25 protein-coding genes and 2 tRNA genes are annotated in these 23,651 nt (G+C 65.5%); 25 read left to right on the top strand and 2 right to left on the bottom strand.

Annotated features, from left to right (window positions below):
* Positions 1–272 precede the first annotated feature (272 nt).
* From rplU to ASF98_RS15730, 18 genes are all read left to right on the top strand, one after another.
* Entirely contained in the window at positions 273–581 is a 309-nt protein-coding gene (rplU, locus tag ASF98_RS15815) for a 50S ribosomal protein L21 (RefSeq protein ID WP_011692233.1), read from the top strand.
* Between the two features lie 61 nt (positions 582–642).
* Entirely contained in the window at positions 643–906 is a 264-nt protein-coding gene (gene rpmA, locus ASF98_RS15810; RefSeq protein WP_009372867.1) for a 50S ribosomal protein L27, read from the top strand.
* A gap of 116 nt (positions 907–1,022) precedes the next feature.
* Positions 1,023–2,612 carry a GTPase ObgE gene (gene obgE / locus ASF98_RS15805; RefSeq protein WP_055803526.1) on the top strand — a complete coding sequence of 530 codons (1,590 nt, stop codon included), beginning with the start codon at positions 1,023–1,025 and terminating at the stop codon, positions 2,610–2,612.
* Between the two features lie 64 nt (positions 2,613–2,676).
* The gene (proB, locus tag ASF98_RS15800; protein ID WP_055803744.1) at positions 2,677–3,774 is read left to right on the top strand and encodes a glutamate 5-kinase; all 1,098 of its coding nucleotides are present in this window, start codon (positions 2,677–2,679) and stop codon (positions 3,772–3,774) included.
* 107 nt (positions 3,775–3,881) lie between these two features.
* On the top strand, positions 3,882–5,150 hold the full coding sequence (locus ASF98_RS15795) for a glutamate-5-semialdehyde dehydrogenase (protein ID WP_442854041.1): 1,269 nt from the start codon (positions 3,882–3,884) through the stop codon (positions 5,148–5,150).
* 80 nt (positions 5,151–5,230) lie between these two features.
* Entirely contained in the window at positions 5,231–5,455 is a 225-nt protein-coding gene (locus tag ASF98_RS15790) for a hypothetical protein (protein ID WP_011692229.1), read from the top strand.
* A gap of 55 nt (positions 5,456–5,510) precedes the next feature.
* The gene (gene nadD, locus ASF98_RS15785) at positions 5,511–6,128 is read left to right on the top strand and encodes a nicotinate-nucleotide adenylyltransferase (RefSeq protein WP_055803741.1); all 618 of its coding nucleotides are present in this window, start codon (positions 5,511–5,513) and stop codon (positions 6,126–6,128) included.
* Positions 6,129–6,136: 8 nt separating this feature from the next.
* The gene (locus ASF98_RS15780) at positions 6,137–7,426 is read left to right on the top strand and encodes a hypothetical protein (protein ID WP_055803520.1); all 1,290 of its coding nucleotides are present in this window, start codon (positions 6,137–6,139) and stop codon (positions 7,424–7,426) included.
* 105 nt (positions 7,427–7,531) lie between these two features.
* Positions 7,532–7,933: a ribosome silencing factor gene (gene rsfS, locus ASF98_RS15775; RefSeq protein ID WP_055803517.1), complete on the top strand. Its 402-nt coding sequence runs from the start codon at positions 7,532–7,534 to the stop codon at positions 7,931–7,933.
* 138 nt (positions 7,934–8,071) lie between these two features.
* A tRNA-Ala gene (locus tag ASF98_RS15770) sits at positions 8,072–8,144 on the top strand.
* A 197-nt stretch (positions 8,145–8,341) separates the two neighbouring features.
* Positions 8,342–8,414: transfer RNA gene (locus tag ASF98_RS15765), tRNA-Ala, on the top strand.
* A 71-nt stretch (positions 8,415–8,485) separates the two neighbouring features.
* Positions 8,486–8,836: a zinc ribbon domain-containing protein YjdM gene (locus ASF98_RS15760; protein WP_055803514.1), complete on the top strand. Its 351-nt coding sequence runs from the start codon at positions 8,486–8,488 to the stop codon at positions 8,834–8,836.
* A 54-nt stretch (positions 8,837–8,890) separates the two neighbouring features.
* The gene (locus ASF98_RS15755) at positions 8,891–10,003 is read left to right on the top strand and encodes an NAD(P)-binding domain-containing protein (RefSeq protein ID WP_082506883.1); all 1,113 of its coding nucleotides are present in this window, start codon (positions 8,891–8,893) and stop codon (positions 10,001–10,003) included.
* 119 nt (positions 10,004–10,122) lie between these two features.
* On the top strand, positions 10,123–11,259 hold the full coding sequence (locus tag ASF98_RS15750) for a class I SAM-dependent methyltransferase (protein ID WP_055803738.1): 1,137 nt from the start codon (positions 10,123–10,125) through the stop codon (positions 11,257–11,259).
* Between the two features lie 212 nt (positions 11,260–11,471).
* On the top strand, positions 11,472–12,674 hold the full coding sequence (locus ASF98_RS15745; protein WP_055803508.1) for an ROK family transcriptional regulator: 1,203 nt from the start codon (positions 11,472–11,474) through the stop codon (positions 12,672–12,674).
* Between the two features lie 115 nt (positions 12,675–12,789).
* A complete protein-coding gene (locus ASF98_RS15740) occupies positions 12,790–14,145 on the top strand; it encodes an extracellular solute-binding protein (protein ID WP_055803505.1) in 1,356 nt (451 codons plus the stop codon).
* Between the two features lie 3 nt (positions 14,146–14,148).
* Positions 14,149–15,030: a carbohydrate ABC transporter permease gene (locus ASF98_RS15735; RefSeq protein ID WP_055803501.1), complete on the top strand. Its 882-nt coding sequence runs from the start codon at positions 14,149–14,151 to the stop codon at positions 15,028–15,030.
* Positions 15,027–15,917, top strand: coding sequence for a carbohydrate ABC transporter permease (locus tag ASF98_RS15730; RefSeq protein ID WP_055803498.1), 891 nt, complete (start codon positions 15,027–15,029; stop codon positions 15,915–15,917). The genes ASF98_RS15735 and ASF98_RS15730 overlap by 4 nt, the downstream gene beginning before the upstream one ends.
* A gap of 8 nt (positions 15,918–15,925) precedes the next feature.
* On the opposite strand, the gene ASF98_RS15725 is transcribed toward ASF98_RS15730, so the two are convergent.
* The gene (locus ASF98_RS15725) at positions 15,926–16,129 is read right to left on the bottom strand and encodes a hypothetical protein (RefSeq protein WP_231510972.1); all 204 of its coding nucleotides are present in this window, start codon (positions 16,127–16,129) and stop codon (positions 15,926–15,928) included.
* A 162-nt stretch (positions 16,130–16,291) separates the two neighbouring features.
* Here ASF98_RS15725 and ASF98_RS15720 point away from each other — a divergent pair, with 162 nt between their 5' ends.
* Genes ASF98_RS15720 through ASF98_RS15695 form a run of 6 tightly spaced genes read left to right on the top strand, consistent with a single transcriptional unit; the run spans position 16,292 to position 21,495 of the window.
* Entirely contained in the window at positions 16,292–17,299 is a 1,008-nt protein-coding gene (locus ASF98_RS15720; protein WP_055803495.1) for an AAA family ATPase, read from the top strand.
* A 10-nt stretch (positions 17,300–17,309) separates the two neighbouring features.
* Positions 17,310–18,200 (top strand): DUF58 domain-containing protein, encoded by an 891-nt coding sequence (locus ASF98_RS15715; RefSeq protein WP_055803492.1) that lies wholly within the window; start codon positions 17,310–17,312, stop codon positions 18,198–18,200.
* Positions 18,190–18,690 (top strand): hypothetical protein, encoded by a 501-nt coding sequence (locus ASF98_RS15710; protein WP_055803488.1) that lies wholly within the window; start codon positions 18,190–18,192, stop codon positions 18,688–18,690. Before ASF98_RS15715 ends, ASF98_RS15710 begins: the two co-directional genes overlap by 11 nt.
* Positions 18,681–19,694, top strand: a complete 1,014-nt coding sequence (locus ASF98_RS15705) for a vWA domain-containing protein (protein ID WP_055803485.1) — start codon at positions 18,681–18,683, stop codon at positions 19,692–19,694. The genes ASF98_RS15710 and ASF98_RS15705 overlap by 10 nt, the downstream gene beginning before the upstream one ends.
* Positions 19,691–20,698 (top strand): vWA domain-containing protein, encoded by a 1,008-nt coding sequence (locus ASF98_RS15700; protein ID WP_055803482.1) that lies wholly within the window; start codon positions 19,691–19,693, stop codon positions 20,696–20,698. Before ASF98_RS15705 ends, ASF98_RS15700 begins: the two co-directional genes overlap by 4 nt.
* The gene (locus tag ASF98_RS15695) at positions 20,698–21,495 is read left to right on the top strand and encodes a hypothetical protein (protein WP_055803479.1); all 798 of its coding nucleotides are present in this window, start codon (positions 20,698–20,700) and stop codon (positions 21,493–21,495) included. The genes ASF98_RS15700 and ASF98_RS15695 overlap by 1 nt, the downstream gene beginning before the upstream one ends.
* 3 nt (positions 21,496–21,498) lie before the next feature.
* Here the strand turns inward: ASF98_RS15695 and ASF98_RS15690 are convergent, their stop codons facing one another.
* Complete coding sequence (locus tag ASF98_RS15690) at positions 21,499–22,155, bottom strand: hypothetical protein (RefSeq protein ID WP_082506881.1); 657 nt, start codon at positions 22,153–22,155, stop codon at positions 21,499–21,501.
* Positions 22,156–22,574: 419 nt separating this feature from the next.
* Here ASF98_RS15690 and ASF98_RS15685 point away from each other — a divergent pair, with 419 nt between their 5' ends.
* Positions 22,575–23,546: a methylenetetrahydrofolate reductase gene (locus ASF98_RS15685; RefSeq protein WP_055803476.1), complete on the top strand. Its 972-nt coding sequence runs from the start codon at positions 22,575–22,577 to the stop codon at positions 23,544–23,546.
* Positions 23,547–23,651: the final 105 nt, after the last annotated feature.

Here is a 23,651-nt window from a genome sequence, read left to right as displayed (position 1 = left end):
GGCGCCCATCACGTACTACCACCGGAGCCAGCCTCATTTGCGGCCGAAGGCAAAATTAGCGTAGTCTAGATCTTCGGTGCTTACGCCAACACTTGGGTTATGACCCCGGATTGCTCGGTTTGGAATGACAAACGGAATAGTTCGTGGGATAACTCATGGGTTCCCCCGGGGAATCCACCGGCGTTGAGGCACAGCGTGAGCCAGGCCAAACAATTGGACCCAGGTTCCGCACGCAAATCTAGTAATAAACGTCGAGAGAAGTGAGTTCCCCAGTGGTGTACGCGATTGTCCGCGCAGGCGGCCGCCAAGAGAAGGTTTCCGTTGGAGACTTCGTTACCCTGAACCGCGTCCCCGGTGGAGCCGGCAGCACCATTGAGTTGCCCGCACTGCTCCTGGTAGACGGTGACAAAGTCACGTCTGCCGCTGCGGACCTGGCCAAGGTAACGGTTACGGCTGAGATCCTCCAGGACCTTCGTGGTCCGAAGATCGTCATCCAGAAGTTCAAGAACAAGACCGGGTACAAGAAGCGCCAGGGTCACCGTCAGGAACTGACCAAGGTCAAGATCACCGGTATCAAGTAACCTTCCGTTACTTTTCAGGTTTTCAGCAGATTCCCCAGAATTTTTAAGGCAGGCATTTCAAATGGCACATAAAAAAGGCGCGAGCTCCACTCGCAACGGTCGTGACTCCAACGCCCAGTACCTCGGCGTCAAGCGCTTCGGCGGCCAGGTAGTTTCCGCAGGCGAGATCATCGTCCGCCAGCGTGGCACCCACTTCCACCCGGGTGCCGGCGTGGGCCGTGGCGGCGACGACACCCTGTTCGCACTGACCCCCGGCGCCGTCGAATTCGGCACCCGCCGCGGACGTCGCGTCGTGAACATCGTTGCTGCTGCAGCTGCAGAGTAACAACAAGATCCAAACCGGTGGAGCGGGCCATGATGGCCCGCTCCACTGTTCTTTTAACCGCATTACAATCAATTTGGGCGTCCAAGACGGTCAGGTTAAGCACAGAGGAGATTCACGTGGCGAGCTTTGTAGACCGGGTAGTACTGCACGTATCCGGCGGTAGCGGCGGCCACGGCTGTGTCTCCGTCCACCGCGAGAAGTTCAAGCCCCTGGGCGGTCCCGACGGCGGCAACGGCGGCGACGGCGGCGACGTCATCCTGCGCGTTGACCCCCAGACCACCACGCTTCTGGACTACCACCACGCCCCCCACCGCCACGCCACCAACGGCGGACCCGGCATGGGCGACTGGCGCGGCGGCAAAAACGGCGAAACCCTGATTCTTCCCGTTCCTGAAGGCACCGTCGTCAAGACCAAGGACGGCCGTGTCCTGGCCGACCTGGTCGGCGAAGGCACCGAGTTCATTGCTGCCGCCGGCGGTCCCGGCGGGCTCGGCAACGCCGCGCTGTCCTCGCAGAAGCGCCGCGCCCCGGGCTTCGCGCTGCTCGGCATCGAAGGCGAATCCAGCGACATCGTCCTCGAACTGAAGTCCATTGCGGACATCGCCTTGGTGGGCTTCCCGTCCGCCGGCAAGTCCAGCCTGATTGCCGCCATGTCTGCGGCACGGCCCAAGATCGCCGATTATCCTTTCACCACGCTGATCCCCAACCTGGGCGTTGTCCAGGCCGGCGATGTCCGCTTCACCATTGCAGACGTCCCCGGCCTCATCGAGGGAGCCAGTGAGGGCAAGGGCCTGGGCCACCACTTCCTGCGGCACGTGGAACGCTGCGCGGCGTTGGTGCACGTTTTGGACTGCGGCACGCTCGAAGCTGACCGCGATCCGCTCTCGGATCTCGCCATCATCGAAGCCGAACTCGAAAAATACGCCGTTGATATGAGCTTCGCCGGCAGCGACGGCGAGGTTATCCCGCTGAACCACCGGCCCCGCCTGGTGGCGCTCAACAAGGTCGACCTGCCGGACGGCAAGGACATGGCCGAATTCGTCCGGCCCGAGCTTGAGTCCCGTGGCTACCGCGTCTTCGAGATCTCCGCCACAAGCCATGAAGGCCTGCGCCAGCTTGGCTTCGCCATGGCGGAGATCGTCAAGGCCGCCCGGGACGCCGTGGCCGCGACACCGCCCAAGGTTCACGCACCCGTGCTGCGCCCCCGCGCAGTCAACGAGTCCGGCTTTAAGATCCGCCGCGAGGAAAAGAACCTCGAGCCGCTGTTCCGCGTGTTGGGCGACAAGCCCGTGCGCTGGGTCAAGCAGACCGACTTCACCAACGAGGAAGCCATCGGCTACCTCGCGGACCGCCTGGCCAAGCTGGGCGTTGAAAACGAGCTGTTCAAGCAGGGCGCGAAGCCCGGCGACACCGTAGTGATCGGTGAAGACGACGGCGTGGTCTTCGACTGGGAGCCCACCATGATGGCCGGCGCCGAACTGCTTGCCTCGCCGCGTGGCACTGACGTCCGCTTTGCCGATATCGGCGACCGACCCACCCGAGGGCAGAAGCGCGACGAGCAGCAGGAGCGCCGCGACGCCAAGGCAGCGGCCCGGGCCGAGCTGGAAGCCGAGCGCAAGGCCGGGATCTGGACCGAATCAGTCAGCGGGCGCCGTGCCGCACGGCCGCTCCAGGAGAGCGGACTGACCACCGAATATGAGGAGTGAACCCCCACACGTGACCGATAATTCCGCAATTGTCATCGAGGAACCCAGGACCGACGACCGCAGCATGCTCGCCAGGGCACGCCGCATCGTGGTCAAGGTCGGATCGTCGTCGCTCACCAGCCTCAAGGGTGGAATCTCCGAAGAGGCGCTGATCGAACTGTCCGACGCGCTGGCTGCCAAGCACAACGGCGGAACCGAGATCATTCTCGTTTCCTCCGGTGCGATCTCGGCCGGCCTGGCCCCCCTTGGCCTGGTGAAGCGTCCCCGGGACCTCGCCACCCAGCAGGCAGCCGCCAGCGTCGGCCAGGGCCTCCTCATGGCCCGTTACACACACGCTTTCGCAGCGCACGGTGTGACCGTGAGCCAGGTCCTGCTGACCGCCGACGACCTCATGCGGCGCAGCCACCACATGAACGCCTTCCGTGCTTTGAACCGGCTCCTGAACCTGGGTGTGGTGCCCGTGGTCAACGAGAATGACACTGTAGCAACGCACAAGATCCGCTTCGGTGACAACGACCGGCTGTCCGCCCTTGTGGCGCACCTGGTCCGCGCCGACGCACTGGTGCTGCTCTCCGACGTCGACTCTCTCTATGACGGGCCTCCCTCGAAGGGGGCCAAACGGATTCCCCAGGTGGACGGACCCCAGGACCTTGAGGGCGTCAACATCGGCAAGCCGGGTCAAGCCGGCGTTGGAACCGGCGGCATGCAGACGAAGGTTGAAGCCGCCACGATGGCCGCCGACTCAGGTATCCCCGCACTGGTCACCTCCACCGCGAACGCCGCGGCAGCCTTGAACGGCGAGGACGTGGGGACCTGGTTCTCCGTCAACAGCGGCCGCAAATCGGTGCGCATGATGTGGCTCGCCCACCTTGCGCACGTGCAGGGCCGGCTGATTCTCGACGACGGCGCCGTCAAGGCTGTCCGTGACCACCGCTTTTCGCTGCTCCCGGCCGGGATCTCAGCCGTTGAGGGCACCTTTGAATCGGGCGACGCCGTCGAAATGGTTTCGCCGGACGGTACGGTCATTGCCCGCGGGCTGGTCAACTATTCCTCGGAGGAACTGCCCCAAATGCTGGGACGTTCCACGGTGGAACTGGGGGAGTCACTCGGCCGCGGCTTCGACCGTGAGGTTGTTCACGTTGATGACCTGGTTCTGGTCTAGCGGGCTGATTCGCCTAGACTTGAATGATGACTGAGGCACTGATCCACCAAGCCGCCGAGAAATCCCACGACTCCGCGGAGGAATCTTCCGCGACGGAAAATGCCCGGATGTCCCCGGCTGACGTCGAGGCTGCCGTGCACGCCATTGCTGATCGATCCCGTCACGCTGCCCGCCGGATGGCGCGCGCAAACCGTGCCTGGAAGGACAAGGGCCTTCGCGCCATCGGTGCGGCCCTGATCGCCAGCAAGACGAAGATCCTGGCCGCCAACGCCAAGGACGTGGAAGCGGGCCGTGCCAACGGAACGTCGGCTGCCCTGCTGGACCGCCTGACGCTGAACGAGGCGCGCATCGAGGCCCTGGCCGCTGCGCTGGAGAACCTTGCGGGCCTGCCGGACCCCGTGGGGAATGTGGTCCGAGGCCAGACGCTGCCCAACGGCCTGCGCCTGCGCCAGATCAACGTTCCGATGGGCGTCGTTGCCGCCATCTACGAGGCCCGTCCCAACGTGACCGTGGACATTGCCGGGCTGGCGCTGAAAAGCGGCAACGCGGTGATCCTTCGAGGCGGCACGGCCGCCGCTGCCACCAATGAGGCCCTTATCAGGGTCCTCCGCGAAGCTCTTGATTCAGTGGGCCTGCCTGCGGACGCAGTCCAGAGCGTGGACCAGTTCGGCCGTGAAGGTGCCAACGTACTGATGCGGGCCCGCGGCCGGGTGGACGTCCTGATTCCCCGCGGCGGCAGGGACCTGATCCAGACCGTGGTCAACAACTCGTCCGTACCCGTCATCGAGACCGGCGAGGGCAACGTCCATATCTTCATTGACGAATCCGCCAGTGAAGACATGGCCGTGGAAATCCTCCTCAATGCCAAGACCCAGCGGCCCAGCGTCTGCAACACCGTTGAGACGCTCCTGGTGCATTCCGGGTCCACCGTCCTGCCTGCCGTCGCCGCCGCCCTTCGGAAAGCGGGCGTGACACTGCACGCGGACGCGAGGGTCCGCGCCGCGCTTCCTGCGTCCGTGGAATCCGTTCCGGCCACGGACGAGGACTGGGCCACCGAGTACATGGACCTGGACCTCGCGGTGGGCATGGTCGACAACCTCGATGAGGCCGTGAAGCACATCCGTAAATGGTCGACCGGCCACACCGAGGCCATCATCACCAACGACCTCGCGAACGCCGAACGCTTCATTTCCGAAATCGACTCAGCGGCGGTCATCGTCAACGCCTCCACCAGGTTTACGGACGGCGGTGAACTTGGCCTGGGCGCCGAGGTGGGAATTTCCACCCAGAAGCTCCACGCCCGCGGTCCCATGGGCCTGACTGAACTCACTACCACCAAGTGGATAGTGCAGGGCGAGGGCCAGGTCCGCAGCTAGCAACGCTGTAACATGGAACAGAAGTCCGGAACGGCGGGAAGTACCGCCGTCGTCATTGTGTGAACTCTTTAGGGGAGAAAATGCTGCTGCAGCAGGTAGGCGCGTCGGTCGCCGAACATGAAGAACTGGCTCCGCTGTGGGCCGAACCGTGGGTCTTTGGTGTGTCCATTTTTGCGATCATGCTCGTTCTGATGTTCGTGACGCTGTCCTACAGCAACCTGGGCAACCGGCATGAGGCCGTCGAGGAGCACTCGGATCCCCACCGCCAGCACCCGAACAAGCACGATCACGGCCAAGGCCACTAACATCACTGCGGTCCTGAAGCGGCGCGGCGCCAAGCGTCGCCTGCGTTTGGGTGTGATGGGCGGCACATTTGATCCCATCCATCACGGTCACCTTGTCGCGGCCAGCGAGGTTGCGGCCAAGTTCGGCCTCGACGAAGTGGTGTTTGTCCCCACCGGCCAGCCCTGGCAGAAGATGAGCAAGAAGGTCAGCGAACCGGAGCACCGGTATCTCATGACCGTCATCGCCACGGCTTCCAACCCCAGGTTCACCGTCAGCAGGGTTGATGTGGACCGCCCCGGCCCCACGTACACCATCGACACCCTGCGTGACCTCCGCACGCTGCGTCCCGATGCGGACCTTTTCTTCATCACCGGCGCGGACGCTATGGCGCAGATCCTGTCGTGGAAGAACATTGATGAACTGTGGTCGCTGGCGCATTTCGTTGGCGTGACCCGTCCCGGGCACGTCCTCGACGGAATGGGCAGGAAAGACGTCAGCCTCCTGGAAGTGCCGGCCATGGCGATTTCCTCGACTGATTGCAGGACACGCGTCGCGGCCGGGAATCCTGTCTGGTACCTCGTGCCCGACGGGGTGGTCCAATATATTGCGAAATACGGCTTGTATGCCGGGCAGTCCGACCCGGACGACAGTGCCGCACTTACCGAGTTACACGAACCAGCCAGTACCGAGTGAGTTGTTAGATGAGCCAGGAACAGCCTCCCCTCCGTAGCCGCCGCGAATTGCGGCAGGCCAGAGATGAGCGCGCGGAATCACTTCAGGACGCGGTGCCCCCGGCACCGGGCCCGGTTCCCCCTGCCTCAATGGGGCCCGGGAGCGGGACGCCGGCGCCGGACGGCGAGGGCGGCACCGGCCGCATCCGTCGTGTGGCGCCAGGTCCCGTGGACTCGGTCCGGACTCCTGCGGGCCCCGAACGCTCCTCGCAGAGCCGGGCAAGGGACCGGGCTGCCCTGCGCACCATCAAGGAACTGGCGCAAAAGGAGGAACGGCTGTCCGGCGGCGGTCCGCCCACGCGCCGCCAGCTCCGGCTCCAGCAGCTCCAGGCTGAGGCCGCACCTGCCACCGCCGCGAACCTGATCGTTCCGCCGGCCCGCACGTCCTCCCAGCGCATCGTGCCGCAGGCGCGTTCCGGACAGTCCGCACCGCAGGCACGTCCTAGTCAGCCGGCGCCGCAGCCCGGCACTTCGCCCACTGAGGCTCCGCGGACGGAGCCGCCGGAGGCCAACGCGGACAGCAGGCTTCCCGACGGAATGACCGTGGAGCAGGCCCTCGCCGCGCGTTCCCTCATCGCCGAACAGGCCAGGAACCAGATCGCCAAGATGGAGCACATCGCGGCGAACGATCCCGAAGCAGTGGATCCGGAAATCCTCGCGGAGCAGATCGCCTTGGCCGAGCGCGCCGCCATCCTGAACAAACGGGCCATGGCCAAGCAGAAGCTGGCCGAGCAGGCCAGCCAGCCTGCACACCCGAAGACCGAGCCCTCAGCCGTCAGCAACCTCGCAATGGTGACTCCGCTGGAGTTCGAAAAGGTTCCCGGCGTTGACCGGCCGGTAATGAAAAAGCCTGCTACGTCATATGTCCCCGTGGTGACCAACCCCGGCCCCCGGTTGCAGCAGCCCGGCACCAAAGGACCTCGCAAATCCGGTCCGCCGCGGCGGAACGCGGCGCCGGCCACCGGCCGGGCGGGCGTACTTGCCCGCGCGGAGGCTGCCGCTCAGGCGGCCGCCGATCCTGCGGCAACCCTGCCGGCATCCCCGGCTGCAGAGCCGTGGGCTGCTGAATCCGGTGAGAATTTCGTGGACAAGCCGCGTGTAGCGGCCAACAGTGCCTACGGCCTGGAACCGCTCGACGCCGTCACCGCCGGCCTGGGCCGGGCGCACCGGATCCGGCTGCTGCAGCTGGCCGTCCTTGCTTTGGGGATCGTCGCGCTCATTGCCGGCGTGACCATGATCATCAGCGGCCTGGCGCCCTGATTCAACGCACCGGGGCATTATCCGCACCGCTGTCCTCCCCGACACCACGACGCTGATACCCATCGCGTCCGACCTACATAGCTTTAAACCACAACAAGGAGTCCCGTGACTGCAACCGATTCATCCATCGCCATAGCCCGCGTAGCCGCGCGTGCCGCTGCGGACAAAATAGCCCAGGACATTGTGGGCCTGGATGTCAGCGAGCGGCTGGCCCTGGCCGACGTCTTCCTGATCGCCTCGGCGCCCAGTGAGCGCCAGGTCAACGCCATCGTGGACGGCATCGAAGAGGAACTGGGCAAGCAGGAGCTCCGTCCTGTGCGCCGGGAGGGCCGTTCCGGCGGACGCTGGGTCCTGCTGGACTATTCCGACGTCGTCATCCACGTCCAGCATGAGGAAGACCGCGTCTTCTACGCCCTCGAGCGCCTGTGGAAGGACTGCCCCGTGGTTGACCTTCAGCTCGGGGAAGACACCTCGGCCAAAGCGGCTGTTTCCTCAGACAGCGAGTAATCCGGGGCGGCCACCGAATATGCCCGATTTGGAATTTTCGGAATGCCTGTTCTAAGATATTTGAGTTGCTTCGGAGAGATCCGGACGCAGAACCGGGCCCGTCAGTGAAGACTGAAGGTGCCGGAGCAATGAAAATTCGGGGCTGTGGCGCAGCTGGTAGCGCACCTGCATGGCATGCAGGGGGTCAGGGGTTCGAGTCCCCTCAGCTCCACCGAATGGTCCGCCGGAATCGAAAGATTCCGGCGGACTTTTTTTGTTCTCCGGGCCCCTTGTCCGCGCCGAGGCTCGCTGACTAGGCAGCGGCGGCTGACGAACCCGGCACTCCGGGCCCGAATTGGCGTCTTACACAATTGTGGTTTAAGATAATCAAGTTGCTTACGGAGATCGCTCCGGAAGACACAAGAGTTTGGGGCTGTGGCGCAGCTGGTAGCGCACCTGCATGGCATGCAGGGGGTCAGGGGTTCGAGTCCCCTCAGCTCCACTCAGATTCACACAACAGAAGCCGCCCGACCGGGCGGCTTCTGTTGTTTAACGCTCGACTAATATGGGAGCGTGAACGAATCCCTCCCTCCCTGCCCTGAATGCTCCAGCGAGTACACCTATGAGATGGGTGCGCTGCTGGTATGCCCCGAGTGCGCCCACGAGTGGTCTGCCGAGGCAACGGATGCCGCAGGGGTAACGGAGTCCGTCATCAAGGACGCGGTGGGAAATGTCCTCGCCGACGGTGACACCGTCACGGTCATCAAAGACCTCAAGATCAAGGGAAGCTCCACGGTCATCAAGGTCGGGACCAAAGTCCGCGGCATCCGGCTGATGGACGGAGTGGGCGACCACGACATCGACTGCAAAGTGGACGGCGTCGGACCCATGCAGCTCAAATCCAGCGTGGTCAAGAAGGTCTAGGCGGGACTCGAGATCCTCAACGCCCAGCCGGCCGGCCTGCAGGCCGCGGATGTAGTGGTGATTGGCGCGGGCCAGGCCGGCTTGTCCGCCGCCTACCACCTGCAGCGTCGCGGCTTTTTGCCCGCGGGGGGAACCGACGAAAACGCCGCTCCCGCCGTTGTGGCGGACGCGCCGGGTTCCTACGTTGTGCTGGACGCCGAAGCCGGGCCTGGCGGCGCGTGGCGGCACCGCTGGCAAAGCCTCCGGATGGCCACCGTCAACGGAATCAGCGACCTGCCGGGCATTCCGAAGCCGGATGTCGACCCGGCTGAGCCGAGTTCGGCGTTCCTGTCACGCTACTTCGGGGACTATGAGGGCGGGCTCGGGCTGAATATCCTGCGGCCCGTCAAGGTCCGTTCGGTGTCCCGAGAAGACGGCCATCCCGCAGGGCGCCTTCGGATCGAAACTTCCGCGGGCGGTTGGTCCGCACGGGCGGTCATCAACGCCACCGGCACGTGGACCAGGCCGTTCTGGCCGATCTACCCGGGTCAGTCCAGCTTCCGGGGCAGGCAGCTGCACGTGGCCGACTACGTAGCGGCAGAGGAATTCCGCGGGCAGCACGTCATCGTGGTGGGCGGCGGCATTTCCGCCGTCGGGCTGCTGGACGAAATATCCCAGGTGACCACCACGAGCTGGTTTACCCGGCGGGAGCCGGTGTGGCGCGACGCCGAGTTTGACCGGCAGGCGGGGCACGACGCCGTCGCCCTCGTCGAAGAGCGGGTCCGGCAGGGACTTCCTCCCCAGAGCGTGGTGTCTGTGACGGGTCTTCTCCGGACCCCCTCGCTGCGTGCGGCTGCCGCGCGCGGCGCTTTGGACCGGCGGGAGATGTTCACGGCGATAGAGCCCGACGGCGTCAGGCTGGCCGATGGAGGCTTCCTGGCCGCTGCGGTGATCCTCTGGGCCACCGGATTCCGGGCCGAGCTGGAACACCTGTCCCCGCTGCACCTGCGGGGCAGCGGCGGGGGCATCGCCATGGACGGCACCCAGGTGGCAGCGGAGGAACGGGTTCACCTGGTGGGTTACGGGCCGTCGTCGTCCACTATCGGCGCAAACCGGGCCGGCCGGGCGGCAGTGGCCGGCATCCTGCGGATGTTCGAGCGCCGCGCGGCCGGAGAAGTGCGGACCTGACCGTTTGCGCCAGCCGCGGACAGGACCGTTTCGCGGTAGGTTTACTGGGTAGCTTTTCGCCCCGTGGTTCCCTCCCGGCCGGCGGAATGACAATGGACAGGGAAGGCGGCAGCTTGCACGTGGCGGACAACAGCGTGGCATCAGTACTCGGCGGCCTGCGCCGGTTCCCGGACGTTGAAGCCCCGAACCTGCAGGCCTGGGATGCCACCGACAAGCTACTCCTCGAAACGGCGTCGGAACTGCTGACGCCGGAGAGCCGGATCGCAGTAATCGGTGACCGCTACGGGGCCCTCACGCTGGGGGCGCTGGCCGGCTACGGCGTCCGGGACGTGAAGGTTCATCAGGACCTCATCACGGGGGAGCGGGCACTTCGCAACAATGCCGCGGGGCTTGGCGTTGACGCCGGTTTTGAGCAGTTGCCGCTCGGTGCCGCACTGTTCGACGACGCCGACGTGGTGCTGCTCCAACTGCCCAAGACGCTCGCGGAGCTCGAGGAAGCGGCGGACGCCGTGGCCCGCTACGCGGCTCCGGACACGGTGTTGCTGGCTGGAGGCCGGGTCAAGCACATGAGCTTGGGCATGAACAGCGTCCTGCAGCGGTACTTCAACGACGTCCAACCCCAACTGGCCCGGCAAAAATCCAGGGTCCTGATAGCCAAGGACGCCAAGCCCGTAACGGGAGCGCCGCCGTTTCCCGTGGCGGACAGCAACAGCGAACTGGACCTCACGGTCTGTGCGCGCGGCGCGGTGTTCGCCGGTACCAAGCTCGACATCGGAACACGGTTCCTGCTGAGGTACTTGCCCGACATGCCGTCGGTACCCAACGTTGTGGACCTCGGCTGCGGGACGGGCATATTGGCCGCCATGTATGCCAGAAGCCATCCGGAATCGAACGTCACGGCGACTGACCAGTCGGCCGCGGCCGTCGACTCTGCCAGGGCGACCGCTGAAGCCAATGGCCTGGCGGGTCAGATCACGGTCCTCCAGGACGACGCGATGGACTCCCTGCCGGACGGAAGCGCCGGCCTCATCCTGTTGAATCCGCCCTTTCACCTGGGTGCCAGCGTCCACGCCGGGGCGGGAATCAAAATGTTCCGTGCCGCCGGAAGGGTGCTGGCGCCGGGCGGGGAACTCTGGACCGTCTACAACAGCCACCTGCAGTATCTGCCCGCGCTGGAACGGTTCGTCGGGCCCACCCGAGTGGCAGGCAGGAACGCCAAATTCACTGTTGCGGTCAGCACCTGCCGCCCTGCGTAACGGCAACTGCGGCGATGCCGGGATGCCGGGGCCGGGTGAAAGCACGCCACGGCAGCGAAACCACCGTGGCCAAAGTCCGCGTGTGAGCGTACCGCCGCGCGCGCGGGTAACGTACGATTCAAGCATCAGCAGTGCATAACCGAAGAAGTTTAGGGGAATCCGTGACTGAGATCCGCACGCCATCGCCGAGGCGCGGAACCAATTTGCCCCGTATGGGGGACTTCAATCTCACGGTGATCCTTGACGCCATCCGGCGCTCCTCGGGAGGCCTCAGCCGGGTGGAACTGGCCCAGATCGTGGGCCTGTCCCCGCAGACGATCTCCAACATCTCACGCCGCCTGCTTGACCAGAACCTCATCGTCGAAGCCGGCAAGGAAGGCAGCGGACCGGGAAAGCCGCGCACCATCCTCCGGTTGAACCCCGCCGGCATGTACGCGGTGGGCGTTCACCTCGATCCCACCGTCACCACCTTCGTGGTGTTGGACCTCGTGGGATCCGTCGTCAGGCACTCCAGGATCAACACCCCGGGCGCCAGCGATCCGGACGGAATCATTGCCATCATTGCCGCGGAGATCAAGGACCTGGTGGCCGCCTCCGGCGTTGATCCTGACAAAATTGCCGGCCTGGGCGTTGCCGCCCCCGGCCCGATCAACCTGGATGAGGGAACGGTCGTTGATCCGCCCCTCCTGCTCGGCTGGGACAGGGTGCCGCTCCGGGACGCCCTCGCGGAGGCCACCGGCCTGTCCACCCTGGTGGACAAGGACGTCACCAGCGCAGCCGTCGCCGAAACGTGGGCCGGCGGGCCCAGCGGCTCCGGCAGTTTCGTCTTTATGTACATGGGCACCGGCATTGGCTGCGGCATCGTCCTCAACGACGAAGTGGTCCGCGGAACTTCGGGGAATGCCGGTGAAATCGGGCACATCATTGTGGACCCGGACGGCCCGCCGTGCGATTGCGGGCTGAGGGGTTGCGTGAAATCCAGCAGCATCCCGCAGGTCCTCGTGGCGCAGGCCGAAACCGCCGGCGTCCTTGACGTTGTGCGCCACCCTTCCGGCGCCTTGGACATCCAGGAAAGCTTCGCGAGGCTCTGTGACGAAGCCGACGCGGGCAACCGCAAGGCGGCGGAGATCCTCGACCACTCCGCTGTCCTGGTCGCCCGCGCCGTGGCTGTGGTCACCAATACCCTCGACGTCGAAAGAGTCGTTTTCGGCGGTCCGTTCTGGACACGCCTCTCACGTCGATACCTGGACCGCGTCCCCGGGTTGCTGGCGGAGAACAGCGCGGCCCGCCAGATCCATGACATTGAAGTTGTCGGAACCGGTGTTGGAGAGGACGTAGGTGCCATCGGCGCCGCCTGCCTGGTGCTCGAGCATACGCTGGCCCCTCGCGCGCAGCGGCTGCTGTTGGAAGGCTGAGGCCGCGTCCCCTGCATTGACAGCGGGAAGCACTAAGTTGAAATTGCAAATCGGCTAAAGGCTGGGGCCAGCTGGAGGACATTGGGGGCTGCAGCCGCTCGAAGATTGGAGCGTCATGCACCGCCCTGCCAAATTCCTTGTGGCGCTGTTTTGTGCGACAGCGCTGGTGGCAACATCAGCCTGCTCCGCGGAACAGCCGGCCGCCGAAAAAAAGACCCTGAAGATCGTCTACCAGAAGACCGATTCGTTTACTGCCCTCGACACTTTGTTCAAGGACGCCAAGAAGGACTTCGAAGCGGCAAACCAGGGCACTACCGTGGACCTGCAGCCCATCGAGGCCAACGATGACGATTACGGCACCAAGCTGTCGCTGGCCCTGAGGTCGGCGGAGACCGCCCCGGATGTCTTCTATGAGGACACCTTCAAGGTACGGTCCGACGTCGACGCCGGGTACCTCCTGAAACTGGACAGTTACCTCGAGAAATGGGCGGACTGGAAGCTGTACAACGACGCCGCCAAAGCCGCCGGTACCGCCGACGACGGCGGCATCTACGCGGTGCCCCTCGGCACCGACACCCGCGCCATCTGGTACAACAAGACAGTCCTGCAAAAGGCAGGAATCACCGTCCCATGGCAGCCCCGGAGCTGGGACGAAATCCTGGACGCGGCCCGCAAGATGAAAGCCGCGGACCCGTCGCTGGTCCCCTTCAACATGTATGCCGGCAAGGCCACCGGTGAGGGCACCGTCATGCAGAGTTTCTACGAGCTTCTCTACGGCACGGACAGCGAACTGTATGACCAGCAGGAGAAGAAATGGGTGGTGGGCTCCCAAGGGTTCAAGGATTCCCTGGCTTTCCTGAAGACACTCTACGACGAAGGGCTTGCCGTGACGCCCGCCGAGGCGCTCGATGCCAACGTCTGGAAGAAAGTCTTCGGCGAATGGCTGCCGAAGGGCAAGATGGGAGCCACCGTGGAAGGCTCCTACACGCCGTCGTTCTGGCAGAAGGGCGGCAACTACGAGTGGGCCGGCTACGCCGAGGACATGGGCGTGGCGAAGTTCCCCACGCAACACGGCCAGGAACCCGGCGGCGTCAGCATGTCGGGAGGCTGGACGCTGGCCGTCGGGGCGGACTCCAAGAACCCGGACCTGGCTTTCAAGTTCCTGTCCGAGGCCTTGAGCAAGAAGAACTCCCTGGCGTTCACCGTGTCCGGTTCCCAGATCGCGGTCCGGACGGATGTCGCCGCAGAAACCGAATACCTGGCAGCGAATCCGTTCGTCAAGGACGTCTCCGATCTCGTTTCCGTCACCCACTACCGGCCTGCCACAGCTGACTATCCACGGATTTCCGCCGCAGTTCAGGTTGCCACCGAAGCCGTGATCACCGGCGCCCTCTCGCCGCAGCAAGCAGCCGCGCAGTATGACAAGACAGTCAAGGACCTGGTGGGGGACGCCAAGGTCGTGCAGAAATGACGCATGGTTGAACGAAAAACGGTCCGGCAGCAGCTGCGGCTGCTGCCGGTTTTGCCGTCAGTCCTGCTGATCCTCGTTTTCCTGGCCGCTCCCATCCTCTGGTCCTTCCACGCCTCCTTCACCAACGCGGCCCTCACCGGCCGCAACGCCAGGAACCCGGCTTGGACCGGCGTCGAGAATTATGTGCGGCTGCTGGGAGACGCTGCTTTTCCGGCCTCGGTTGTCCTGACGGTTGTCTTTGTCGTGGCGTCGGCGGTGGTGGGCCAGAATATGCTTGGACTCCTGATCGCGGGCCTGATGACGCGTGCCCGCAAGCCGGTGGCCGCCGTCGTCGGAACCGCCGTGGTGGCGGCCTGGGTGCTACCCGAGATCGTTGCGGCCTTCGCCGCCTACGCCTATTTCAGCAAGGACGGGACGCTGAACCAGGTGCTTGGCGGTGCGGGCGTTGCCGGCGCCGACTGGCTGTACGCCTACCCCATGGTGGCCGTGGTGCTGGCCAACATCTGGCGCGGCACCGCGTTCTCCATGCTGGTGTACCGGGCGGCCCTGGCCGACGTGCCGCAGGACATCTCCGAAGCCGCCCTGATGGACGGTGCAGCTGGCTGGCAGCGACTGGTGTTCATCACCCTGCCGCTGATCCGGTCCAGCATCGCCACCAACCTTATGCTGGTGACGCTCCAGACCCTGGCCGTTTTCACCCTGATCTGGGTGATGACGGCCGGCGGTCCGTCCAGCGCCAGCACCACCTTGCCCGTCCTTGCCTACCAGGAAGCCTTCAAGTTCGGCGACATTGGCTACGGTACCGCCATCGCCTCGGTGCTTATCGTTCTGGGCCTGGTGTTCGGGATTGCCTACGTCCGGCTGCTCAGGGGGGATAAACGATGACGACGGCGGGCCGACGGACTTTCGAAGAGACGTTACGGCGCCCCCGGCACGGCGAAGGGGCATGGCCGGGACGCCACCGGAACCGGGGTCCGGCAGATGCTGCTCTGCTGCTGATCGGCGCCTGCTTCGTCCTGCCGTTGCTGTGGCTGGTGTTCGGCTCGCTGGACGCCGAAGCGGGTTACCAGACCCGGCTGCCGGCCAGCGCCTCGTTAGCCAACTTCACAGCGGTCCTTACGCCGGAGCTGCTCCTCAGGCCGCTCTGGAACAGCCTGCTGCTCTCAGCCGGGACAGCGTCCGTGACCCTGGTGGCCGCCGTGCTGGCTGCCTACCCTCTGTCGCGCTTCGAGTCCAGGTTCAACCGGCCGTTCATGTACTCGATCCTGTGCGGCACCTGCCTGCCGGTAACCGCCATCATGGTGCCTGTCTACGGCCTGTTCGTCCAGCTGCGGCTTCTTGATTCCCAGCTGGCCACGGTTCTCTTCATGGCGGCAACCGCGCTGCCCATGGCGATCTGGATGACCAAGAACTTCATGGATGCGGTTCCCGTTTCGCTGGAAGAGGCCGCCTGGGTGGATGGCGCGTCCGGACTCACGGCCCTGCGCGCCGTGGTGCTGCCGCTCATGCGCCAAGGCCTCGGGGTGGTGTTCATCTTCGTTTTCATTCAGACCTGGGGCAACTTCTTCGTGCCCTTCATCCTGCTGCTGTCGCCGTCGAAGCAGCCCGCATCGGTTTCGATCTTCAGCTTCTTCGGACAGCACGGCGCAATTGCCTACGGCCAGCTGGCCGCATTCTCCATCCTCTATTCGGTTCCGGTTCTGGTCCTCTACGTCCTCGTGGCGCGCGGGGCCGGCGGATCGTTTGCGCTCTCCGGTGCAATGAAGGGCTGAGCCCGCCGTCAGTCGATGTCTTCGACAACCGTCCCGAACGGGATCGTGTCATCCAGATGGGCCTGGTGGCCGGTGGGGCCGGGGTTGTAGAGGACCCTGACACCATGCAACTTCTCCGCCGCCGACTGCATGAGGATCGGCCGGACGGTGTTGATGAAACTCTCGCTCTTGCCGGCGAGATACTCCTGGTAACTGGCTGGAAGCTGAATCATGCCATCAGGATAGTCCTGAGCGGCCCGCATGGGGAGGGCTCCCCATTGCGGAATCCGCGGACCACGGCTTGGATAGGATGGCCCGTGGCGGACGCGTTGCGACCGCAACGCAGTCCGGCAGCACCAGCGGCCGTTCACGAACAGCAACCAGGGGGACTTCCAGTGCTTCAGTCAACGGCCGCCGTCCGGATCCAAGCGGCGGAACTGGCCAGGGCGCAGCAGGTCATGGCCAGCATCTCGCGCAGTTTCGACGCGAAGGTCGTGGGGCAGGTGAGGCTCCGGGAATCGCTGCTGGTAGGACTCATGACCGGCGGCCACATCCTGCTGGAAAGCGTCCCCGGGCTCGCGAAGACCACCGCTGCGCAGACCGTGGCGGAATCCGTGAGTGCAGAGTTCCGGCGGATCCAGTGCACCCCCGACCTGTTGCCCAGCGACATTGTAGGCACCCAGATCTATGACGCAGCCAAGGGAACATTTGTCACGCAGCTGGGGCCGGTGCACGCCAACATTGTGCTTCTGGACGAGATCAACCGCTCCAGCGCGAAAACACAGAGTGCCATGCTCGAGGCCATGCAGGAGCGGCAGACGTCCATCGGGGGAGTGGTGCACCGGCTGCCCAGCCCGTTCCTGGTGCTGGCAACTCAGAACCCCATCGAGCAGGAGGGCACCTACCTGCTGCCCGAGGCACAGATGGACCGCTTTATGCTCAAAGACGTCCTGGACTACCCCACACCGGCCGAAGAGGCCGAGATCATCCGCAGGATCGATTCGGGCGTCTTCACCGACGAACAGCGCCCGGCCGCCGCCGCGTCGCTGGACGCGGTCTCGGAGGTGCAGGAGCTGGTCAAGCGCGTCTACATTGACCCGGCGATCGTCAGGTACATCGTCGGCCTGGTGTTCGTCACCCGGAATGCCGGCCAGTACATCGACGCCCGGCTGGCGGGTTTCATCGAGTTCGGAGCCAGCCCGCGTGCCAGCATCGCCTTCAGCCAGGCCGCCCGCGCAGTCGCCCTCCTGAACGGCCGGGACCACGTGATCCCCGAGGACGTGAAAGCACTGGCCCACCGCGTGCTCCGGCACAGGATCATCCTTGGCTTCGAGGCGGTGGCAGAGCAGGTTCCGGTGGAGACGGTCATCGATGCCATCGTGGCGTCCGTACAGACTCCCTGAGCCCGGGCCTGTGTCCAGCCTCCTGACCCGGGTGAAATCGAAGATGTCCATCTTCGCCCACCGCAAAGCCCGCGGAATGCTCGACGGCGAATACGGTTCCGTTTTTAAGGGCCGCAGCCTCGACTTTGACGACCTCCGGGCCTATCTTCCCGGAGACGAAGTGCGCGACATCGACTGGAAGGCTTCCGCCCGGCACGGATCCCCGCTCATCAAGCGCTATGTTGCCGTGCGGCGGCAGACGGTGCTGCTGGTGACTGATACCGGACGCAATATGGCTGCTTCCTCGCTCGGTGGCGAGCCGAAGACGGATGTGGCCGTGATGGCCTTGGGGGTGGTGGGCTACCTTGCCCACCGTCACGGCGACGTGGTGGGCCTGGTGTGCGGTGACGAGACCTCATCCCGGTCCCTGCCCGCGAAAGCCGGTGAAGCGCACCTGGAAAGGCTCCTCCGCGAAGTCAACGACAGCACGGCGCTGACCTCACCCCGCAGCAGCATCGGCGAGCAGCTCTCCTATGTGGCACGCAACTTCGGCCAGCGCATGCTGCTCTTCGTGGTGGCCGACGAGCTGGTACCGGATGCCGGGATGGAGCGGTTGCTGCGCCGTTTGCGTGCCCAGCACGAGGTCCTCTGGCTGACAGTCCGGGACGCACAGCTGGCCGGGGCACAAACGGCCGCCCTGACTGCCGACCGCTTTGACGTTGCGGACGCCGGGCTCCTGCCCGGCCGCCTCTCGGCGTCGGATGCGGTGATCCGCGCGTACACGGCGGCACAGGAACAGCGGGATGCGGCCCGGGAGTCCGTGCTGCGGCGGCTGGGCATTGCCCACGTCCAGGCAGGCAGCAGCCACGACGTGATGCCTGCCGTGTTCACCCTGCTGGAACGGCACCGCCGTGGAAAATGACGCAGGGTTTTATGCCCCCTTGAGCTACAGCCCCTGGTTGCCGTGGGCCGGCCTGGGCCTGCTGTTGCTCGTGGCCGTGTGGCTGGCCTATGTCTTCCTGAGCACCCGGCAAAAAACGGGCTCATGGACGGCGCCCGCCTCCGGGCCGCCGTCGGATCCGTCCAGCCTCAAAGGGGACTACCTGCGCCGCATTGATGCTGTGGCAGCCGACTCGGCCATGGGCCGGTTGTCCGCACGCGCCGCGCACCAGGCGCTCAGCCTGCTCATCAGGAGCTTTGTCCGCGACATTGCCGGGATCGATGCCCCGCGGATGACCCTGGCAGAGCTCCGCGAACAGAACATTCCCGCAGCCGCCCTGGCCGTCAGCAGCCTTTATCCTGCGGAATTCGGCCCTGAACCGCGGGACCCGGAACCCGGCGACCCGGAACCCGGCGACTCTGTCGCAACCGCCGCGGAAACGGCGCGGGAGGTGGTCCGGACATGGAGCTGATCTTCTGGTGGATGATTCCGGCTGCCCTCCTCCTTGGTGCGGGGACGTACTGGCTGGCCCGGATACGGGAGCGGGGCCGCCAGACCACCCTGCGGCCGGTGGCCCACGGAAATCGGCTCACCGAACTGCCGGAGTACCAGGCAGCGGTGCGTCGCCATCGCCGCTGGCTCACGGTGGCTGCCGTGGCAGGGGGAGTCCTGATGGCAGCAGCGGTGGTGGCCGCAGCCAGGCCGGCCGAGCGCAACACTGTCAGCCCCGAACAACGCAACCGCGACATCATCCTGTGCCTTGACGCCTCCGGATCCATGAACAGCGCCGACGCGGCCGTAGTCGAGGTCTTCGCCCGCCTGGCACAGGGATTCGATGGCGAACGGATTGGCCTGACCGTCTTCGACAGCAGCGCGGTGCAGGTCTTTCCCCTGACGGACGACTACGACTTCGTGCAGGAACAGCTGCAGGCGGCCAAGAAAGCTTTTGACGGCGCACCCGGCAGCGCCGGATTCCTGGACGGCACGTGGAACGGCGCCGGATCCTCCCTGATCGGGGACGGCCTGGCCTCATGCGTGCAGGGGTTCCCGGCAACCGATGGCGGGGGCCCGGCCGGAGGCGGCGGTTCGCAGGAGCGGTCCCGTTCGGTCGTCCTGGCCACCGACAACTTCGTCTCGGGCGAACCCATTTTTACCTTGCCGGAAGCGGCAGCGCTGGCCAAAAAGAAGGTCGTGCGTGTCTACGCCCTCAACCCCGGGGACTTCGACTACGGAACGGACCCCGATCAACCCGGTGCCGAACTGCGCGCGGCCGCGGAAGGGACGGGCGGGGCTTACTACCCCCTGGACAGCCCGGACGCGGTCGCGGAGATCATCCGCAAGGTTCAGTCGACGGAGGCCACGGCCTTCACCGCCGCCCCGCAGGCCGTCGTTTCGGACCGCGCCGAGATCCCGCTGGGCATCGCTCTGGTATCCGGCCTGGTGCTGGCCGGCGCAACCTGGAGGCTGAGGTCGTGACCTTCCAACCCATCTGGCCGTGGTGGATCATGCTTCCTGTTATTGCCGGCGTCGTCGTTCTCCTGGGATGGACGGCCGTCCGAAGCCGGCAGCACGGAGCAGGACTCCGCGGCCTGCTGCTGCCCGCGGGCCTCGTGGCACTGCTGCTGCTCGCGGCACTCCGGCCGGGCCTGCCCGGCGGCAGCGTCCGGGCAGCAGAAGCAGATCTGAATGTCTTTTTTGTCGTGGACACCACCAGCAGCATCGCGGCCGAGGACTACGGCAACGGCAGCCCCAGGCTCGACGGCGTCCGGAAGGACATCATGGCTATCGCAGGGGAGCTGGCCGGCGCACGGTTTTCCCTGATCACGTTCGACTCCCAGGCGGTGGTCCGGATGCCGCTGACCACGGACACCTCAGCCCTCGGCACACTCACCGGCGTGTTGGAACCCCAGATCACCCAGTATTCGACAGGCAGCAGTGTCACCGTTGCCCGGACTGTCCTCAACGAGCGGCTCAAGGCGGCCAGGGACAGCCACCCTGAGCGGGCACGGGTTGTGTACTACCTCGGCGACGGCGAGCAGACCAGCGGCAAGGCGCCGGAGCCGATGCACGTCGATGCCTCGCTGGTCAACGGCGGCGCTGTGCTTGGTTACGGTACCGGGCAAGGCGGCCGGATGAAGGAAAAATCCAGCTATTCGTCCGGCGATGCCGCTGCCTACATCCAGGACCGCAGCGGCGGAAGCGCCGGGGACGCCGTGTCCCGGATCGACGAGGACAGGTTGCGGGAGGTGGCGGCACAGCTCGGCGTTCCCTACGTCCACCGCGCGCCCGGGGACGGGACGGCCCCGATGATGCAGGCGGCCAGGCCCGGCGCGCTCAAGGAAACATCGGAGTCACTCGAGGGCAGAACGGAACTCTACTGGGCCCCGGCACTGGCTGCTTTCGTCCTTGCGCTGTGGGAGAGCATCCGCGTCCTACGCCAGTTGAGGCAACTCCGGCCGGGACGAACGGAGGCCGGCTGATGAACCGGGAAAAGAGCGCGGCCGCCGTGCCGGGCCGAGGCAAGCAAAGGCGACGCCGGTTGCTGCTGCTGTCCGCAGCGCCCGTGCTGGTTGCCGTGGCGCTCGCCGTCAAACTTCTGAGCGTCGGCTATCTGGGCAGCGAAGCGGCAGCGTCATTCGGCCGCGGCGACCAGGCCGGCACTGCTTCCGCAGCGTCCGGCCTGGACATTGCCAACTTCGTGGAACGCCACAAGGCGCCCTTTGCAGCGGGCGACGCCCTGGTCCTCAGCGGGGACTTCACCGGGGCCCGCGCCCGCTTTGAGGCATCCCTCGCTGACGCTCCGCCAGCCGACGAGTGCAAGGTGCGCGTCAACCTGGTCCTCAGCATTGAACGGCTGGCGGACGCGGCAGCAGCGGCCGCCGACGCCACCGCTGCCACCAACTCCGCGCAGTCTGCCGCTGATGCGGCCCGCCTGTATGACGACGGCCTGGCTGTAATCAGGGCTGCTCCGCCTGGTTGCTTCAGCCCGGACGAAAGCAAGGACAACGCCAACGGCGCAGAAGGCGAGGGTGACCGCCTCCGCGGAGCGGAAGAACGGCTGCAGTCCAAAGCGGGTAAGCTCGGCGGCGCCGCGCCCGACGCTGAAACCGGGGACGTGGACAAGCAGCCGCAGCCCGATCCGGAGCCGCAGCAGAGCCAGCTGGACAAGCTGGAGGAGTCCGCCAAGTCCGCGCAGCGGGAACGAAACGGCGGCAGGCAGCGGGAAGAATACCTGGGCAACACGGATGCCGGGAGCGGCACGGACAGGCCCTGGTGATCTTCACTGTTCTTCGGGGGCTTGGGTATTTTCCAGCCGCTCTGCACGCGCGCGTATCCCCAGGAGCATCCTGCGCTCCATGATGAACCAGACCAAATCGATGAGCGGCGCAAGAACCCACAGCACGGGCCGGGTGTAGATCCTGATCCGCACGCGGCTCACCAGCCGGGTGGCGTTCGTGTCCCGGTTCAGGGCAAAACACCAGCTGACGCGGGCCGGCACAGGTTCCAGCACCAAGTGCCGTTCCCGGTCAAGGGCGGCTACCGGCCAATCCGGACCCCTGCCAAGCGGGATCACGTCGCCTGCTCCGAGCTGTTGAAACTCGGGAAGGATCCGGTTGACGCTTGGACGGCTCAGTATACCGAACGCGCGATCGAGGAAATCGTAGCTGTACAGGCCGCCGCGCCCGTCTCCCATCTGCGCCAGCCACGGCCAGATGCTACCAGGAGCGGCCCGAATGGAAACGGCCCTTGTGGAAACCACGAACGGGTCAGCTACCAGGGAGTCGCCCGGCATGGATGCCGCCCTTTCTCCCCGGGTAGCTCCCCAGCGGAGGAGATGCGGGCGCAGGGCGGCGTGATAAATAGCCGTTGAGGCCATCCAGCCGATGACACAATTGCGGATGAGTGCCGTCAGGTGCGGGGGTCCGGAGCCGGTCATGGACGATGCCTCCTTACCTGCTCTTCACGCCATGCTAGGAGCACCTTGGCCGGGCGGGCCAGAGGCCAAGGCCAATTTCGGGCTTTTCGGCGAACAATGTTCTGCGCGGCGGCGCAACAGAGCGTAAAGGTGCGTCTTAATTCGGGGGCCAGCTTGAACGCCCCCAAGCTGCGCCCTAGAGTCTTATACAAGTTACCGAGGTAACGTGTCAGCGATCCTCCGCCAGGAGGGTGTGGGTGCCCCCATGTGGGCCTGACATTTGCTCACGGACAACTTCTTATCAGGCGTAACAGTCGCGGCTGCGCCCTGCCGAAGTTCACTCCGTGTTCCCAAACTCAAATTCATTGACGGTTCTGCGTTTCCGAGGTCCCTTGGACTGAGGTGCACATGCCGGCAATGGCCCAAAGCCAAGGACGCAAATGTCTCCACCTAGCCTTATTGACACACATCCGAATCTCTCCGACACCGCTCCGGTGGCGCTCTCCTATGAACTGTTCCCGCCGCGTTCCCCGGCTGCCGCCGCGTCGCTCTGGACCACCATCGGCGAGCTCGAAGCCACGGACCCGGACTACGTTTCCGTGACGTACGGAGCCAGCGGCTCCAACCGGGACACCGCCGTCGAACTCATCAACCGGCTCCTGCTCGAAACGACGCTGCGTCCGCTTGCCCACCTGACCTGCGTGGGCAACACGCCGGAGGAACTCTCCGAAATCATCGGTGAACTGCTCGACGTCGGCGTCCGCGGGATCCTGGCGCTCCGTGGTGACCAGCCCAAGGACGGCGGAACCCCGGCGAGCGGTTCCCTGCGGTACGCCCAGGACCTGATCGAACTGATCCGGCGCGTGGAGCAGCGCCGTTCGGCGCTGCTCTGTGCCGGCAAGGTGGCGGTGGGCGTTGCCGCGTACCCCACCCGGCACCCGGAATCACCGACGGAGGCTCACGACGTCGAAGTGCTGCTGGCCAAGCAGCGCTCCGGTGCGGACTTCGCCATCACGCAGGTGTTCTTCCACACCGAGCAGTACGCCGACCTCATCACGAGGGCGCGCCGGGCGGGGGTCACGATCCCCATCATTCCGGGTGTGATGCCCCTGACCAGCGTGCGCAGGCTCAACCGCCTGGGCGAGCTGACCGGCGTCGAACCCGCTCCGGAACTCATGGCGCGGCTGGCCGCTGCGGACAACGACGCCGAACGCCGGCTGATCGGGGTCCGGGCAACAGTGGACCTGGCCAACGCCGCCTTGGACGCCGGAGCGCCGGGAATCCACTTGTACACCTTCAACGAGCACGCCTGCGCGCTGGAGGTCCTGGACAAGCTGGCCCTGCCACGCCCTGCCCGTCCGGCGAGCAGGCTCAATGCCATTGCGCGCCGCCACCAGGAAATGGCGAGCTAGAAGCCGGTCCCAACCGCCGGCTCCGCCCGCCAGTATTGGCCCCCAGCACCAAATCTTCCAGCAGTAATTCACCCCTGACTTTCACCAATACCTTCAAGGACTTCA

The organism is Arthrobacter sp. Leaf337, from assembly GCF_001423745.1.
GTDB lineage: Bacteria > Actinomycetota > Actinomycetes > Actinomycetales > Micrococcaceae > Arthrobacter.
This window is presented reverse-complemented; position numbering and strand designations above follow the sequence as displayed.